Annotated in this window: 10 protein-coding genes; 5 read left to right on the forward strand and 5 right to left on the reverse strand. The window is 68.9% G+C overall.

All coding sequences use genetic code 11. The features are described 5' to 3' along the window. Positions 1-187: 187 nt before the first annotated feature. Entirely contained in the window at positions 188-2296 is a 2109-nt protein-coding gene (locus EYS21_RS16065; RefSeq protein WP_131134253.1) for a DNA topoisomerase IV subunit B, read from the forward strand. 167 nt (positions 2297-2463) lie between these two features. Here EYS21_RS16065 and EYS21_RS16070 read toward each other — a convergent pair whose 3' ends face one another. Both EYS21_RS16070 and EYS21_RS16075 read right to left on the reverse strand, forming a co-directional pair. After that, positions 2464-3459 (reverse strand): M56 family metallopeptidase, encoded by a 996-nt coding sequence (locus EYS21_RS16070; protein WP_131134254.1) that lies wholly within the window; start codon positions 3457-3459, stop codon positions 2464-2466. Positions 3460-3465: 6 nt separating this feature from the next. Then, positions 3466-3852: a BlaI/MecI/CopY family transcriptional regulator gene (locus EYS21_RS16075; RefSeq protein WP_066285700.1), complete on the reverse strand. Its 387-nt coding sequence runs from the start codon at positions 3850-3852 to the stop codon at positions 3466-3468. A gap of 256 nt (positions 3853-4108) precedes the next feature. On the opposite strand from EYS21_RS16075, the gene EYS21_RS16080 reads away from it, so the two are divergent. The 3 genes from EYS21_RS16080 to cydD are packed head-to-tail and all read left to right on the forward strand — an operon-like array spanning position 4109 to position 10295. Further along, complete coding sequence (locus EYS21_RS16080) at positions 4109-5713, forward strand: cytochrome ubiquinol oxidase subunit I (protein WP_131134255.1); 1605 nt, start codon at positions 4109-4111, stop codon at positions 5711-5713. Positions 5714-5732: 19 nt separating this feature from the next. After that, positions 5733-6782, forward strand: coding sequence for a cytochrome d ubiquinol oxidase subunit II (gene cydB, locus EYS21_RS16085; protein WP_131134256.1), 1050 nt, complete (start codon positions 5733-5735; stop codon positions 6780-6782). Positions 6783-6785: 3 nt separating this feature from the next. After that, positions 6786-10295, forward strand: a complete 3510-nt coding sequence (cydD, locus tag EYS21_RS16090; RefSeq protein WP_131134257.1) for a thiol reductant ABC exporter subunit CydD — start codon at positions 6786-6788, stop codon at positions 10293-10295. Between the two features lie 5 nt (positions 10296-10300). Here cydD and EYS21_RS16095 read toward each other — a convergent pair whose 3' ends face one another. From EYS21_RS16095 to EYS21_RS16105, 3 genes are all read right to left on the reverse strand, one after another. Continuing rightward, positions 10301-11818, reverse strand: a complete 1518-nt coding sequence (locus EYS21_RS16095; RefSeq protein ID WP_131134258.1) for an FAD-dependent monooxygenase — start codon at positions 11816-11818, stop codon at positions 10301-10303. 165 nt (positions 11819-11983) lie between these two features. Continuing rightward, positions 11984-12502 carry a DinB family protein gene (locus EYS21_RS16100; protein ID WP_131134259.1) on the reverse strand — a complete coding sequence of 173 codons (519 nt, stop codon included), beginning with the start codon at positions 12500-12502 and terminating at the stop codon, positions 11984-11986. A 9-nt stretch (positions 12503-12511) separates the two neighbouring features. Continuing rightward, the gene (locus EYS21_RS16105; protein WP_131134260.1) at positions 12512-15016 is read right to left on the reverse strand and encodes a DNA topoisomerase IV subunit A; all 2505 of its coding nucleotides are present in this window, start codon (positions 15014-15016) and stop codon (positions 12512-12514) included. Positions 15017-15105: 89 nt separating this feature from the next. Here EYS21_RS16105 and EYS21_RS16110 point away from each other — a divergent pair, with 89 nt between their 5' ends. Next, positions 15106-17787: a GNAT family N-acetyltransferase gene (locus tag EYS21_RS16110; protein WP_131134261.1), complete on the forward strand. Its 2682-nt coding sequence runs from the start codon at positions 15106-15108 to the stop codon at positions 17785-17787. Positions 17788-17823 lie beyond the last annotated feature (36 nt).

Here is a 17823-nt window from a genome sequence, read left to right on the forward strand (position 1 = left end):
CAAGTTCGCTGTACGCGTATCCGCAAGAATTCATCAAGGCGCGCCGGCCTGGTCACAAAAACATCACGAGTGGCCCCGCCCACACCCCCTGCCAGGAGTGGCAGACCGGCCTTCGCGGCCGGGCCGACTAGGCTAGGAAGGGCGCCGCAAGCGCCTGCTGTTACGTCCCTGAAGGAGTTCACAACCCGTGGCACCAAGTTCTGATTACACCGCCCGGCACCTCTCCGTCCTGGAAGGCCTGGAAGCCGTCCGCAAGAGGCCGGGCATGTACATCGGCTCCACCGACTCCCGCGGCCTGATGCACTGTCTGTGGGAAATCATCGACAACTCCGTTGATGAGGCCCTGGCCGGCTTCGGCCACGACATCCAGATCATCCTGCACGCGGACAATTCCGTGGAGATCCACGACGACGGCCGCGGCATCCCCGTGGACGTGGAACCGAAGACGGGCCTTACCGGTGTTGAAGTGGTCTTCACCAAGCTGCACGCCGGCGGCAAGTTCGGCGGCGGCTCCTACACCGCTTCCGGCGGCCTCCACGGCGTGGGTGCCTCTGTGGTGAACGCACTGTCGGCACGCCTCGACGTAGAGGTGGACCGCGGCAGCAAGACCTACAAGATGTCCTTCCGGCGCGGCGAGCCGGGGCGTTTCAAGGACCAGGGCACCAAGGTGGATCCGGCCGCCACGTTTGCGCCCTTTGTGGACGGGTCCGTGCTGGACGTAATCGGCAAGGCAAAGCGCGGTGTTACGGGCACCCGCATCCGCTACTGGGCGGACCGCCAGATCTTTACCCCGGACGCCAAGTTCTCCTACGACGAACTGGCCGCACGGGCCCGCCAGACCTCGTTCCTTGTGCCGGGCCTCAAGCTCACCGTCCGCGACGAGCGCCGGCTGCCCGGCACCCCGGGGGAGTCCGGCCCGCACGAAGAGGTGTTCCATCACGACGGCGGCATCTCCGAGTTCGTTGATTTCCTCGCCGCCGATCCGGCAGTGACGGACATCTGGCGGCTGCACGGCGCCGGCAAGTTCAAGGAAACCGTCCCGGTGCTGGACGAGCGCGGCCACAGCCAGCTTGCCGAGGTCGAACGCGACTGCGAAGTGGACGTGGCCCTGCGCTGGGGCATCGGCTACGACAGCGCAGTCCGCAGCTTCGTCAACATCATCTCCACCCCCAAGGGCGGAACGCACCAGTCCGGCTTTGAACAGGCCCTGGTCAAGACCTTCCGCAAGGCCGTCGAGAGCAACGCCCGCAAGCTCAAAGCCGGCAACGACAAGATCGACAAGGACGACATCTTCGCCGGCCTCACCGCCGTCCTGACAGTCCGCCTGGCAGAGCCCCAGTTCGAGGGCCAGACCAAGGAAATCCTGGGCACTTCGGCCGTGCGCGCCATCGTGGCCAAAGTGGTGGAGCAGGAAATCACGGCCAAGCTCAACTCCGCCAACCGCAACGACAAGGCCCAGTCGGCGTTGCTGCTGGAGAAGATCGTCAGCGAGATGAAGTCCCGCATTTCGGCGCGGGTCCACAAGGAAACCCAGCGCCGGAAGAATGCGCTGGAGACCTCCTCCATGCCCACCAAGCTCGCGGATTGCCGCACTGACGACGTCGCGCGATCTGAACTCTTCATCGTGGAAGGTGACTCCGCGCTGGGAACGGCAAAGCTCGCCCGGTCCTCGGACTTCCAGGCGCTGCTGCCCATCCGCGGGAAGATCCTCAACGTCCAGAAGGCTTCGGTCGGGGACATGCTGTCCAACGCGGAGTGTGCCGCCCTGATCCAGGTGGTGGGTGCCGGTTCCGGCCGCAGCTTCGACATCAGCGCCGCCCGGTACGGCAAGGTCATCCTGATGACCGACGCTGACGTCGACGGCGCCCACATCCGAACCCTCCTACTGACCCTGTTCTTCCGCTACATGCGGCCGATGATCGACGAGGGCCGGGTCTTCGCAGCGGTTCCGCCGCTGCACAGGGTTGAAGTGATCAACGCCGGCCAGAAGGCCAACGAGATGATCTACACCTACTCGGAAGCGGAGCTGCACGTCCTCCTGGCCCGGCTCGCCAAAGAGGGCAAGCGGTACAAGGAACCGATCCAGCGCTACAAGGGCCTGGGCGAAATGGACGCGGAGCAGCTGGCGGAGACCACCATGGATCCGCGGCACCGCACCCTCCGGAAAGTCGGCATCGAAAACGCCAAGCAGGCCGAGGACACGTTCGACCTCCTGATGGGTTCGGACGTCGCGCCGCGCAAGGACTTCATAATCGCGGGCGCAGCGAGCCTGGACCGGGAGCGGATCGACGCCTGACCGCATCGGTTGTCCCACCGGCTCCCTCACCTCGCAAGCTCGGCCAGGGAACCCCGCCGGCGTGGGCCCACCGCGTTTTCGGCGCCCAAAAGGGCGCTTGCGGAGCAACCGATGGGCCACCCGGCACTGACGGGGCGGCCACGGTTCGTCGGTGGGGCTGCCGGTCCTCAGCCGAGCAGGCCGGGAACGATCAGCAGTGCTGTGGGGAGCGCCAGCAGCAGGACGCAGCCTGCCAGGACGCTGCCGCGGATGGCGGCAGGCAGCTGTGGCCGCGGCGAGAGCAGCCTGCTGACCCTGGACGCCGTGGTCCGCGCAGAGTCGGACCCGGTGACGCCTGCCGCGGTTTCCAGGCCCTCAAGGGCCAGGCCGGCCGTACCGCTGGGCTGGAAACCGGCCCCGGCTCCCGATGAAGCCGAGCCGCTGGCCACGATCGCAATGGCCTTGATGAGGGTTGCTTTGCTCTCGGTCTTCAACGCGACGTCGTCGGCCAGCATCTCGATGAGTGAGTTAACCGACTCCTGCGCCAGCCGCGTGGTGGGAAGCCAGGGGAGCGCCTGCCGCCAGGCGGCGAACGCCCAGAGCAGAAGGTGGTGGCGCTGGCTGAGGTGGGCGTTCTCGTGGATCAGGACGGCGCGCAGCTCGGCCGGTTCCAGGGCTGCCATCAGGCCATCGGACAGCACGGTGACAGAGCGTGCGCCGCCGGGCAGGCAGTAGGCCACCGGTGAGTCATGGCTGATGACCACGGTTCCTACCCCTTCGGTGGAGGGGGAGGCCAGCAGGGCAAGGAGTTCACGGTGGCGCCGCCGCTGCCGTTCGATCTTGTAGTACGTGAGCAGCAGAGTGAAGACCAGGTGGGCGGTCAGCAGGGCCGCAGCTGACAGGGCAAAAAGATGCCAGAAGCCCAGGGCTGTGGTGGGGGCATTAAACAGCACCATCCCCGCCAGGGCCCGCAGCCCGGCGATCAGGTTGTCCCCGATCGGTTCCAGGCCGTAGACCAGCATCGCGCCGATCATGGAGAGGCCACCCGCGAGGGCGATGGCCTGCCACAGGAGCATCGCGGTGAACGGCGACCGGGCAGGCCACTGGGCGCGGGAGAGAAAGATAGGCACCGGCCACGCCAGAACTATCGCAAGGACCGCCAGCAGGTATGAGGTCCAGAACATGGCCCGCTAAATGTGGCCGAGCAGTTTGCGCAGGGTTTCGGCTTCACTTTCCGTCACAGACCCGATGAACCTCGCCAGGACCGCTTCGCGGTCCGGGGCGGATCCCAATACCTCGTGCATGAGCTCGGCCGTGTGGTCCTCCCGGCTGGAAACGGCCTGGTAGCGGTGCGGCCTGGTGCCGCGCTCCCGCTCAACGAGGCCTTTCTTCTCCAGCCGTGAGAGCACGGTGAGGACGGTGGTGACCGCCAGCTCCTTGCCTTCATGCCCCGCGGCGCCGCCCGTGGCTTCCGTGCTTTGCGCCAGCAGATCGCGCAGGGTGTTTGCGGTGGCTGCTTCGTGGCCCGCCCAGAGCAGGTCCATCACTGCCCGTTCCAGTTCGCCAAGACTAGCCATTCCATACATCCTTTGATTCCCCGCACCGCGGACCCGCAGGCCGCGGTGACAACAGCTGAACACTACAGATACAAATTTACCGCGTTTCGGCTCCACTTTCTACGCCAAGTAGAACACTGGGCGCGCCGCAGCCTTGTGGGCCGGCCGTGATGATGGAACTGTTGGTTTACAGTGCCCTGAGCATTGTTCTACACTCGGTAGAAGTCAAGTTCTACGGAACGTAGAAAAGTTGAACCCGCCAACAGTAGGGACTGCCTTGGACGCCTTGGAAATCGCACGCTGGCAATTCGGCATCACCACCGTCTACCACTTCATGATGGTGCCGCTGACCATCGGGCTGGGCCTGGTAGTGGCCATCATGCAGACGATGTGGCACCGCACGGGCAAGCAGGAATACCTGCGGATGACCAAGTTCTGGGGCAAGCTTTTCCTGATCAACTTCATCATGGGCGTGGCCACCGGTATCGTCCAGGAGTTCCAGTTCGGCATGGCCTGGAGTGAATACAGCCGCTTTGTGGGCGACGTGTTCGGCGCCCCGCTGGCGCTGGAGGCACTCCTGGCGTTTTTTGTGGAATCCACGTTCCTGGGGCTCTGGATCTTCGGCTGGAAGCAGCTCAAGCCCGGCATCCACCTGGCCTGCCTCTGGATCGCCGTGGTCGGCTCCCTCTTCTCCGCCTACTTCATCATCGTGGCCAACAGCTGGATGCAGCACCCGGTGGGCGTCGAGATGATCGACGGCCGGCCCGTCATGACCGACGCCTGGGCCGTCTTCACCAACAACACAGCCCTGGTGGCCGTCCCGCACACCCTGATGGGCGCGCTGGCTGTGGCCGGCGGCTTCCTGCTGGGCATCGCCTGGTACCACCTCTGGCGGCGCCGGCGTGACGGCATAGACACCGTGGACGCTGACGGCAACGTCGTGCCCGGCGAGGCTGACATTCCGGGCCGGGACCGGACCGACCATAAAGTCTGGATCCGCTCCCTCCGCATCGGCGCCGTCGTCGCGATGATCTCCTTCGCCGGCACCGCCCTCACCGGCGACCTGCAGGGCAAGCTGATGTTCGAGCAGCAGCCCATGAAGATGGCGGCGGCGGAGGCAGCCTGCCACGACGGCACCGGATTCTCCGTGCTCAGCGTCGGCAACCTCGGGTCCGGCAACTGTGACGACATCGTCGCCCTGATCGAAGTCCCCGGCATCCTCTCCTTCCTGGCCAAGGGGGACTTCACCACCGAGGTCAAGGGCGTCAACAGCCTCCTGGACCAGTACAAAGCCGACTACGGCACGCACCTGCCGGACAATCCGATCTACGGCGACCGCGCCGGCCAGGAGATCCAGTACGTCCCCGTCATGGAGGTGACCTACTGGGGCTTCCGTATGATGATCGGTTTCGGCGGCCTCGCGGCCCTGGCGGCGCTCGTCGCGCTGTGGGTGACACGCAAGGGAACAGTCCCCGAGTCCCCCTGGCTGATGCGGCTGGCCGTGTTTGGCATCCTGGCCCCGTTCGGCGCCAACGCCGCGGGATGGATCTTCACCGAAATGGGCCGGCAGCCCTTTGTTGTGGCCCCGAACCCGGACCTGAACGGCATTGACCAGGTGTTTATGTTCACCGCCGCGGCCGTCTCCCCGGGCGTTTCCGCCGGCGAACTGCTGACCTCGCTGGTGGTGCTGACCGCCGTGTACGCGCTCCTGCTGGTGGTGGAAGTGAAGCTGCTGGTCAAGTACATCCGCGGCGGCATCGTCTCGGCCATGCCCGAACTGGCCCACTCCCCGGTGGACGAAAACGGGGACGCCACGCCCGGCGGCAAGGGCGGCCCGGGTCCCGGCAAGCCCGCGGACGACGTCCTGGCATTCGCCTACTAAGAGCAGAGGAAACGCAACAATGGAACTGCTGCCCACCATCTGGTTCATCGCCATCGCGGTGCTGTGGACGGGATACCTCTTCCTGGAGGGTTTCGACCTCGGCGTGGGGATGCTCATGAGGCTTTTCGCCCGGAACAACACCGAGCGCCGCGTGTTGCTGAACACCATCGGACCGGTCTGGGACGGCAACGAGGTCTGGCTCCTGACCGCCGGCGGTGCAACCTTCGCCGCGTTCCCGCTCTGGTACGCGTCCCTCTTCTCCGCCCTGTACCTGCCGCTGCTGGTGGTGCTTGTGGCGCTCATCTTCCGCGCCGTCGCCTTCGAGTACCGCGGCAAGGTGGACAGCGACAGCTGGCGCGCCCGCTGGGACTGGGCCATTGCCCTCGGGTCGTTCTTCGCCGCGTTCGGGGTCGGCGCGGCGCTGGCGCTCACCACCACCGGGCTGCCGCTTAACGCCAACGGCGACCGCGAAGGCGGACCGTTCGCGTGGTTCAGCTGGTACGCGGTCCTGGGCGGGCTGGCCGTGGTCTGCTTCTCGCTGCTGCATGCCCTGGCCTTCCTTGCCCTGAAGACCGACGGCGAGGTGCGCCACCGTGCGCGCAGCTGGTTCGTCCGCTTCCTGCCGGTCCTGCTCCTGCCGCTGGCCGGCTGGGCCGTGAGCATCCAGCTCCTCGCCGGCAAGCCGTGGACGTTCGCCGCCGTGGCCGCAGCCGTTGTGGCCGCGGCAGCAGCCTGGTTCCTGGCCCGCCTGGGCGCCGAGGGACGGGCGTTCGCAGCGCTGGGAGCCTTCCTCGTCCTGGGGTCCGCCTCGATCTTCGGCGCTGTGTTCCCTGTGGTGCTGCCGTCCACGCTCAGCCCGGAATTCAACCTCACCATCTCCAACGCCTCATCCTCGGACTACACCCTGGGGCTGATGAGCATCGTGGCGGCCGTGGGGCTGCCGCTGGTCATTGCCTACCAGGCCTGGACCTACTGGGTGTTCCGCCGCCGCGTCAGCGCCGCCCACATCCCGGAGGCGCACAGCTTCCTCCCGGCCATCGCTGCCAAAGCCTTCACCACCAAGGGCTGAGCCGTGCGCCCAGGCTTCCCGTCCGGCCCCGTCACGCGCTCAGCCATCTACTGGCTCGGATTCCTGGCGGCCCTGAAGGCCCTCTCCCTGGTCCTGATGGGGCAGGCGGTCGCGTCCATGCTCGCGGGCCTCACCGCCGCCGACCCCGGCTGGCAGGACGGGATCGGGTGGGGACTGGCCGGCGTCGTGCTGCGGTCGGTGACCGTCTGGGCCCAGGGAGTTGCCGCCCGCCGCGCTGCCCTGGGCGTCAAGGAGGAGCTGCGGAACGGACTGCTGGCCCGGGCCCTGCGGAACGGGGCCCGCGCCACCGGCCCTGCGGACGGCGGCCTGGCAGTCCTGGCCACCCGGGGCCTGGATGCGCTGGACAGCTACTACACCCAGTTCCTGCCCGCACTGGTGAACTGCGCGGCCATTCCGCTGCTGCTCGGGGCCCGGATCCTGTTCGCCGACTGGGTCAGTGCCGTGGTGATCGTCCTGACCGTCCCGCTGGTCCCGCTCTTTATGGTCCTGATCGGCCGGTATACGGAGGACAACGTCCGGGCCGCCCAGGCCAGCCTGTCCCGGCTCTCCGCCCACATGCTTGAGCTGGCGAAAGGCCTCCCGGTGCTGGTGGGACTGGGACGCGCCACGGCCCAGCGCAAAGCGCTTGAGGAGATTTCCGAAGAGTACCGTTCCCGGACCATGACGACACTGCGCACCGCGTTCCTCTCAGCACTGGCCCTGGAGCTCATCGCCACCATCTCGGTGGCGGTGGTGGCCGTCTTCATCGGCGTGCGCCTGGTGCACGGCGACATGCCGCTGGAAGCCGGGCTCCTGGCCCTGATCCTCGCACCGGACTGCTACCTCCCCCTCCGTGAGCTGGGCACCGCCCACCACGCCAGCGACGACGGACGCGCGGCGCTCGCCGAAACAACCGCAGTCACCTCGGCGCCCGAGCCCCGGCCCCTGCCCGCCGGCAAGGCCCGGGCCGTGGAGGCCGACGGCGGCACCGCGGCTGCTGCGGCAGCCGGCGGGGGAGTGACGGTCACCGGCCTCGAGGTGACTTATGCGGGCAGGTCCGCACCCGCCGTCGGGCCCCTCACCTTCACCGCCCCGTTGGGCCGGATCACCGCACTGGACGGCCCCAGCGGGGCGGGGAAAAGTACCGTGCTGGCAGTGCTGGCCGGGACGATCGGCGACGGTGTGGGCACCAGTGTCACCGGCCAGCTCGGCGGCTTCGGGCGTGGCAGCGTCGCGTGGGTTCCGCAGCATCCCGTGATGGTGCAGCCGACGGTCCTCGACGAAGTCCTGCTGTACCTGGCCGGCGGGGCCGGACCGGCGGATCGTGCTGGGGCGCCGGAACCCGATGCGACGGCGGCCCGTGAGTGCCTGGCCGCGGCTGCCGCCGGCCACCTGGCCTCCAAACACCCCGCCGAACTGAGCCCGGGGGAGCTGCGCCGCGTGGCACTGGCCCGCGGGCTGGCGCGTATCAGGTCGGGCGCCACGGTGCTCCTGCTCGACGAACCCACGGCTCACCTGGACGGCGCCTCGGCGGCCCGGGTGGAGGACGCCATCCTGGCGCTGCGGGGCCGGGTCACGGTGATCCTGGTGGCCCATGACGCCCGGACCCGCGCCCTGGCGGACCACGTGGTTCCTGTGTCGGCGCGGGGCCTGACGGATCCGTCCGTCCCGGCTTCCGGCGCACCGGCAACCCGCCCGGCCCGGGAACGCGCGGATGCCGTTCTGCCGGCGCCCGGCATAGACGCGGGGGCAAATGGCGCCCCGGCCGGCGCGGAACCGTCAGCCGGCGGCCGTTCCGGCGGCGAAGAGGGATCGGGCACGGGCGTCCTCCTGGCCCGCCTTCTGGCGCCCGTCGCCGGCCGGTTCAGCGGGGCGGCCGTGGTGGGAACGCTTGCGGCTTTGTTCGCCGTCGGCCTCTCCGGCGTGTCCGGCTGGCTGATCATCCGTGCCAGTGAGCAGCCGCCCATCCTGTACCTGCTCACCGCCATCGTGGGCGTGCGGTTCTTCGGCATCGGGCGCGCCGTCCTGCGCTACTGGGAACGCCTGCTGGTGCACGACGCCGTGTTCGCCGCGCTCACCCGGCTCCGCGGACGCCTGTGGGAATCACTGAGCCGCCGGGCGCTGTCCCTCCGCCGGCTCCTGCAGGGCGGCAACGTCCTCGGCTCGGTGATCAACGACGTCGACACCGTCCGGGACCTGCTTCCGCGCGTGGTGCTGCCGCCCCTGACAGCCGCCGCGGTGGCCGCCTCGGCGCTCACAGCGACAGGCCTGCTGGTGCCCGCCGAGCTTCCCGCCGTGGCGGCGGCGGCCGCAGCCAGCCTGCTCCTGGCCCCTGCGGCAGCCCTGTGGGCCGACCGGAAGTCCGCAACGGCCGAACAGAGCCTGCGCGACGGCGTGCTCCGGCGCACGGCTGCGGCCCTGGACGCCCGGGCCGAACTCCACGCCAACGGGGTGGCCGGCACAGTGCTCGCCGGGCTTGCCGCGGAGGACCGCGCAGCCACCCGGGCGTCCCAGCGGTCCGCCTGGGCCGAGGGCCTGGGGCAGGCAGTAACCACCGCAGCCTGCGGGGTGGCCGCACTGGCTGCCGCCGTCATGGGCGCGCCGCAGGTGCTGGACGGATCGCTGGCGCCCGCCACGCTGGCGGTGGTTGTCCTGCTGCAGCTGGCGCTGGTGGAACCTTACGCAGCCATGACGACGGCGGCCCGCCAGTTCCCGCCATTCCGCACCGTCCTGCGCCGGATCGGCCGGTCCGGCGCCCTCGCCGGCACCCCGTCGGCAGCCACTGCGCCCGCCACTTCCCGCACAGCTGACGACGGCGCTGTTCGCCTTGCCGCCCGTGCCGGCGCAGTCCCGGGGCTCGAGCTTGACGGCGTGGCGGCAGCCTGGCCCGGCGGGGATCCCGTGTTCACCGGGCTGGCCGCGGCTGCCGCGCCCGGACGCTGGCTGGCTGTCACCGGGCCGTCCGGTGCCGGGAAGTCCACCCTGCTGTCAGTGCTGCTTGGCTTCCTTCCACCCTCCGCAGGCCAGGTCCGCGTCACCGGACGGGCCGCCTGGTGCCCGCAGGAGGCGCACCTGTTTGACTCCACGCTGCGCGGCAACCTGCTGCTGGGCCGTGCGACGGCCGATGACCCGGACGCAGCTGACGGCGACATGGCAGCCGCCCTTGCCGCCGTCGGCCTCAGCGGGCTCGTCTCCCGCCTGCCGGCAGGACTGGACACCCGGATCGGACCGGGAGGGTCGTTCCTCAGCGGCGGGGAACGGCAGCGGCTGGCTGTTGCCCGGACGCTTATGACCGGGGCCGAGGTCATCCTCCTGGACGAACCAACGGCCCACCTCGACGCCGAAGCCGGACGCGCCATGCTGGCTGACCTGCGCTCCGGACTGGCGGACCGCACGGTGGTCCTGGTGACCCACAACCTGGCCGACATCCACCCGGAGGACGACCTGCTGGAACTGTCCCGGCTGCGGGTCCAGGATGCGGAGCAGCACGCCGGCATGGTGCCGGCACCCTGACCGCGCTACGGCCCGGCTGGCGGTCCAAACCACGTGGTCAGCGCCTCAGCGAGGCCCGGCTGCGTGGGGCCGCCCACCCAGGCCACGTAGCCGTCAGGCCGGATCAGGACCGCTGAGGGCGCTGGGACCGCTCCCAGCGCCGGAAGCTCCCACGCACCGGCGTACGAGGCGTCGACGAGCTGGACCCGGTCCGGGCGCGTAACGGCATCGAAGCTGCCGGACTCTCCGAGGTTGAGCAGCACCGGCCGGGCGCTGTGCAGCAACGAGAAAACGCGCACCTGACCGTCGGCGGTGACGAGGTCGAGATCGGGCATGCGGCGTCCAAGCAGCGGGTGTCCCTCGCCGAGGTCATAGTGGATGTCCAGGCCGGACATCATGGCGGCGTAGCGCCTGCGGGGCTCGTCCATGCCGAGCAGCTCGGCCACCGTGTCCCGCAGGGCTTCCGTGCGCTCGTCCGGGCGGCGCAGCGCGACCTGCACCATGGAATTGCGCAGCACGCGGGCACCGACCGGATGCCGCTCCGCATGATAGCTGTCCAGCAGGCCGTCCGGGGATGTCCCCTTGACCACCTGGGCCAGCTTCCAGCCCAGGTTCACCGCATCCTGCACGCCGGTGTTGAGCCCCTGCCCGCCATCCGGGGCATGCACATGTGCGGCGTCGCCGGCCAGCAGGACCCGCCTGTCCCGATAGGCAGCGGCCTGCCGGGTCATATGGGTGAACCTGGAGATCCAGGTGGGGCTGTGGATCCCGTAGTCGGTTCCGTAGACGGCTTTGAGGCCCTCGCTGAGATCGAGCAGGGTGGGCTCGCCGGTGCCGACATGCGGCTCGGTCAGCATGACCCCGACCGTCCCCCCGGGCTTGTAGACGACTTCGCCGTCCTTGATCTCGTACTCCTCCTTGCCGAGGGCGTGCATTCCCGTGGGAGTGCGGCGGATGCCCAGTTCCGGTTCCTCGGCCATCTCCACCTGGGCGAGCAGGCTGCTGGTGGTCGGATCCCAGCCGGGGAACCCGATGCCTGCTGCTTTCCTGACCAGGCTGCGGCCGCCGTCGCAGCCGACGAGATACTCCGCCCGCAGCGACAGGCCGTCGGACAGCAGGACGTCGACGCCGGCGGCGTCCTGCACGAAACCGGTCACCTCACGTGCCCGATAGAACTTCACCGGCAGCTCACTGACCCAGCCGGCCAGGATCCGCTCGATGTGTTTCTGCCACAGCCCCAGCACGTAGTTGTGCCGGGTGGGAAAGTCGCTGAGGTCCAGGCGTGCCGGTCCGAAACCCGCGGCCTGGGCCACCTGCCCCTCGGCGAGGAACCGGCCGGCGATTCCACGCTGGTCAAGAACCTCGATCGTGCGGGAGTGCAGGCCGCCTGCGCGCGAGCCGGGGAGGTCCTGGTTGGCGCGCCGCTCGACAACGGCAACGCCGACCCCCGCCAGCGCCAGCTCGGCCGCCAGCATCAGTCCTGTGGGACCGCCCCCGGCGATCACCACTTCGTGTTCCCCGTGCGTCGACAAACCCTCAGTCATTTCCTGCTCCCGTCCCCTGATTTCCGGCGTCCGGCGATTATCCGCCCGGCACGGGGGCTTGCCGCAAGCCCCGGTGCCGGGGATAGATTGGAAACAGGAGGAGCGTGAGTGCGCTGCCGCGCGGCCGGCACCAGGCAAAGCCTGGGACCGGGAGCTTGTATCCGCTCAGCCGTCCACGTCGTGGAGGTGGTGGACGACGTCGTGCAGGAAGTACTGCGCCAGGGTCAGCACCGTGAACTCAGAGCCGTTGCTGCGCAGGCCCTTCCGGCCCCACTCGGCCTGCCTCACACCGGCGAATGACTCCGCAACCTGTTGGCCTTCAGCCGTCAGCTCGGCGCTGACCACCGCCGGGTCGGCGCCGGCGTAGTCCTTCTCAATGGCGGTGAGGTCCTGGTCCCAGTTCTCGAACCGGGCGTCGTCGTCGTCGAGCATCAGGTTCAGGCGCTGGTCAAACAGGCTGAACACGTCGCGGACGTGGCAGGCATATTCCAGCGCAGACCACGTTTCGTCGTCGGGCCGCTCGGCCGCGTCGGGGCGGCGGAGGACGGCCCGCCACCGCGGAAGCATGTTCTCCACTGTCCGTCCCACGGTGGCCGGGGTGGCCGTCGAAGCGTCAAACGAGCACTCCGGGCATGGCCGGGTCAGGACCCAGGTCCAGTCTTTTTCATCAGGAACGATAGGCATGGCAGCAGTCTAGGACGGATCCGGCCAGGCCATGGCAGGACCCACCACATCGACGGGCTGGGACAGCGGGATGCCGGACCCGTCACGCCTGCCGTGCTCCTGCGGCAGGGAACGCGCCACCCCGGCGGCCGAGGCCGCCTTCGCCGGGCCGTGTCCGGCCCAGCCCAGGAGCAGGGTGTCTTCGCCCTTCAGGAACCGGTGCGCCCGGACCCCCGCGGTGGCACGGCCCTTGGCAGGGTATTCGGCGAAAGCTGTCACCTTGGCCGCCCCCGGTGCGGTCCCGGGCAGCGCCCCGTTGGTGCCGGCAATAGTGACCACCACGGCGTCGTCGTCGTCGGGTGCCACCGCGCCGAAGAACACCACCTGGTCATCGGCGGCCAGCTTGATGCCGGCCATGCCGCCGGCCGTCCTGCCCTGCGGCCTGACAGCCCCCGCAGCGAACCGGAGCAGCTGGGCCTGGCGGGTCAGGAACACAAGGTCGGACTCTTCGGACCCGGCCGGGGCCACACCCACCACCTCGTCCTTGTCCTTGAGGGCGATGATCTCCCAGTCCTCGCGGTTCAGGGGGTAGTCGGGCTGGACGCGCTTCACCACGCCCTGGGCGGTGCCGATGGCCAGGACCTGGTCCAGCGGCACAAACGCCACCAGCGTTTCGCCCTTGAGCAGGGTGATGAATTCCTTGGCCTGGACGCCGCCGGCGAGGTTCGGCAGCCCGGACATCGGGGGGAGGACCGGCATGTCCATGACCTGCAGCCGCAGCATGCGGCCCTGCGACGTCACGGCGGCAATCTCCCCGCGGGCCGAGGTCTTGACGACTGACGAAAAGACGTCGTGTTTGGACCGCGGACCTGACTCGGCCAGCGGCTCCTGGTTGGACGTGCGGGCGATCTGCCCGGACGCCGTCAGGATCGCCCAGCAGGGGTCATCAGCGATTTCCAGTGCCAGCGGTGCGGCCTTGCCTTTGCCGTTGGGTGCGGCGAGGGCTGCGGCCACGGTGGGGGAGACGGCTTCGGACTCGAGCAGCACCGTGCGGCGCGGGGTGCCATACTTCTCCGCGATTTCGCCCAGTTCACTCGAGACGAGCTCCCGGAGCCGTTCCTCCGAGCCGAGGATGGCTTCCAGTTCGGCGATCTCGCGGCGCAGCTCGTCCTGTTCCTTTTCCAGCTCAATCCGGGAGAACTTGGTCAGCTGGCGCAGGCGCAGTTCCAGGATGTAGTTGGCCTGGATCTCGGTGAGGTCGTAAATGGACATCAGCCGTACCCGGGCGGCCGCGGCCTCGTCGGAGGAGCGGATGATCTGGATGACCTCGTCGATGTCCACGATGGCCACCAGCAGGCCTTCCACCAGGTGCAGGCGGTCTTTCTTCTTGCCGAGCCGGAAGGCGGTGCGGCGGCGGACGACGTCGATGCGGTGGCCCACGTACACGGTGAGCAGCGCCACGAGCCCCAGGGTCTGCGGCTGCCCGTCCACCAGGGTCACGTTGTTGATCCCGAAGGAGTCTTCCATCGGGGAGTAGCGGTACAGCTGCTGCAGCACGGCGTTGGGGTTGAACCCGTTTTTCAGCTCGATGACCAGGCGCAGCCCGTGCTTCCGGTCGGTCAGGTCAACGATGTCGCTGATGCCGGTCAGCTTCTTGCCGTTGACGGCGTCCTTGATCTTCTCGATCACCTTTTCCGGCCCCACCATGTAGGGCAGTTCGGTGACCACCAGGCCGGTGCGGCGGGCCGACAGCTGTTCGATCTCCACCTTGGCGCGGGTCTTGAAGGAGCCGCGGCCGGTGGCGTAGGCGTCGCGGATGCCGTCCAGGCCCACGATCCGGCCACCGGTGGGCAGGTCCGGGCCGGGGACAAAGCGCATCAGGTCATCCAGCGTGGCGTCCGGGTGGGCGATCAGGTGCCGCGCGGCGGAGATGACCTCCACGAGGTTGTGCGGGGCCATGTTCGTGGCCATGCCCACCGCGATGCCGGTGGCGCCGTTGACCAGCAGGTTGGGGAACGCCGCCGGAAGGACGTCCGGCTGGGTCAGCTGGTTGTCGTAGTTGGGGACGAAGTCCACCACGTCTTCGTCGAGGTGGTCCGTGAGGGTCAATGCGGCCGCCGCCAGCCGAGCCTCCGTATACCGTGGCGCTGCCGGGCCGTCGTCGAGCGAGCCGAAGTTGCCGTGCCCGTCGATCAGGGGGAGCCGCAGCGAAAAGTCCTGGGCCATGCGCACCATGGCGTCGTAGATGGCTGTATCGCCATGCGGATGCAGCTTGCCCATGACCTCGCCCACCACGCGCGCGCTCTTGACGTGGCCGCGGTCCGGCCGGAGGCCCATCTCGCTCATCATGTACAGGATCCGCCGCTGCACCGGCTTGAGGCCGTCGCGGGCGTCAGGCAGCGCCCGGGAGTAGATCACCGAGTAGGCGTACTCCAGGAAGGAGCCTTCCATCTCGGACGTGACATCGATATCCACGATGTTCTCGGTGAACGGGCTGGAATCCACTGCGGGGGCAGGACTTTGGCGGCGGGCCATGGGGCTGGTAAATCCTTCTGGGGGTACTGGTCTGGCACTGATTGGCCGCACCGGGGTGTGCGGCGGGAGTTTTTGGCTAGGCTAAGCCTATGGTGGATCAGCCCGGGGACGGCGTATATCCGGAATATTGGGAAGCCGATGTCGTTCTGCGCGACGGCGGAACCGCCCATCTGAGGCCCATCCACCCCGCCGACGCCGACGCCGTGCAGGCCTTCCACACCGGCCAGTCCCAGGACTCCATCTACATGCGGTTCTTCGCCTTCAAAGCCCGGCTCTCCAGTAAGGAGCTCAAGCGCTTCACGGAGGTGGACTACAAGGACCGGGTGGCGTTCGTGATCACCATCGGCGGCGAAATCATCGGGATCGGACGCTACGACCGGCTCGATGACCCCACCGAAGCCGAGGTCGCCTTCAACATCGCGGACGCGCACCAGGGCCGGGGCATCGGCTCCATCCTGCTGGAGCATCTCGCGGCAGCCGCCCAGGAACACGGGATCCGCCGGTTCAGCGCCGAGGTGCTGCCGGAGAACCGGAAAATGCTGATGGTTTTCTCCGACGCCGGCTACGACGTCAAGCGCCATTTCGACGACGGCGTGGTCAGCCTCGAGTTCAACATCGGTCCCACGGACAAATCCCGCGCGGTGATGGAGTCCCGCGAGCACCGCGCCGAGGCGAGGAGCGTGCGGGACCTGCTGGCGCCGTCGTCCATTGCCGTGATCGGGGCCAGCCGGAAGTGGGGGACGGTGGGCCACCAGCTGCTGGAGCACATCATCGAAGGCGGCTTCACCGGGCCCGTCTACGCCATCAATCCCGAGGCGCTGGAGCTCGCCGGCATGCTGTCCTTCGGCCGGCTGTCCGAGGTCCCCGGTCCGGTGCAGCTCGCGGTCATCGCCGTACCCTACGAGGAAGTCCCCGCCGTGGTGGATGACTGCGCCGCCGCCGGCGTCAAGGGGGTGGTGGTCGCCTCCGCAGGCTTCGCGGACGACGGCGAACGCGGCCTCACCCGCCAGCGCGACCTGGTCCGCAAGGCCCGGGCCAACGGGATGCGCGTGATCGGCCCCGCCTCGCTGGGCGTCGTCAACACCCACCCGGACGTATCGTTGAACGCCTCCATGGCACCCACCCTGCCGCGGCGCGGCGGCCTGGGCCTGTTCAGCCAGTCGGCCGCCATCGGGGTGTCCCTCTACGCCGCGTCCAGCAGGCGGCGGATGGGACTGTCCACCTTCCTGTCGGCAGGCAACAGGGCGGACGTCTCCGGAAACGACATGATGCAGTTCTGGGAGGACGACGCAGACACCGCCGCGGTCGCCCTGTACCTGGAATCGATCGGCAACCCCCGCAAATTCTCCCGCCTCGCCCGCCGGCTGGCGCGGACCAAACCGGTGATCGTGGCCAAATCCGAGTCCATGGGCCTGCGCCTGCCGCCCGGGCATGCCGTCCGCACCACCCAGGCGCCCGCCGGTGCCCTGGATGCCATGATGCGCCAGTCAGGGGTCATCAGGGTGGAAACCATCGAACAGCTCATGGACGTGGCCCAGATCGTGGCCGGGCAGCCGCTGCCGGCAGGCCCGGAGCTGGCGATCCTCAGCAACTCGCAGGCCCTGGCCAAAGTCGTGGCGGACAGTGCCCTGGCCCATGGCCTGGGCGTGGGTTCGTTGGTCACAGGCCTGGACCTCGACGCCGGCATGTCGCTCGCGCTGCCGGCCCTCCGGCGCACCCTCCAGGACACCCTGGCGTCCGAGCACGTGCACGCCGTCGTGGCGGCCCTGCTCCCGGCGCGCGGCCTCACCGTGGAAAACATCGCCGGAGTCCTGGCCGAATGTGCCGCGGAAGCAGGCAAACCCGTAGTGGCTGCCTTCGCCGGCATCCTTGACCCCTCCATCTACGTGGAAGGGATGGTGGGCGAGGCGCCGGCCGTCCCGTGCTTTTCCAACCCCGGAGCGGCCGTGGCGGCGCTCGCAGCCGTGGTCCGGTACGCCGAATGGGTTGCGCGGGACCACGGCCACTTTGTGGAGCCCGTCGGATGCGACCCCGACGGCGCCCGCGCCGGCCTGGAGCTGTTGCTCGCGGACGTCCACGGCGAGCAGCTTAAACAGCTCGACCAGGACGCGGCCGCTTCGCTGCTGGAGTATTACGGGATCAGCGTCCTGCCGTCCCTCGGGTTCGAAACCGAGGACCAGGCCGTCGATGCGGCCCAGGCGCTGGGATGGCCCGTCGCCCTCAAGACCACCGACCCGGCGCTCCGGCACCGTTTGGACCTGGGCGGCGTGCGCCTGGGCATCGAGGACGCCGAATCGCTGCGCCACAACATCGTGCAGATGCGGCGCTCGCTGGCATCGTACGGCCCGGCGTCGCTCGAGGTGCAGTCCATGGCCCCGGTGGGGCAGGCCTGCACCTTCCGGGCCATCGAAGACCCGCTGCTGGGCCCTGTCGTCTCGTTCGGCCTGGCCGGCGATGCCGTCAACCTGCTGGACGACTGGGCCCACCGAACGCCGCCCCTGTCCGCAGCCGATGTCAAGGACTTCATCCGGAGCCCGCGGGCCGCCCGCAAGCTCTTCGGCTACCAGGGCCTGCCCGCCGTGGATGTGGCGGCACTGGAGGAACTTGCCGGCCGGCTTGCCTGGATGAAGGACAACCACCCCGAGATTGCCCTCGTCGAATTCAACCCCGTGCTTTGCGGAACGCAGGGAGTGGCCATCCTCGCCGCGGACGTTCGGATCGGGAACGCAGCCCAGCGGACGGACAGCGCCCGGCGGGCCATGCTGGGGTAGCCGCAGTTAGCAAGTCCCCGGCCGATCTGTGAAAAT

Source organism: Arthrobacter sp. S39, from assembly GCF_004320525.1.
GTDB lineage: Bacteria > Actinomycetota > Actinomycetes > Actinomycetales > Micrococcaceae > Arthrobacter.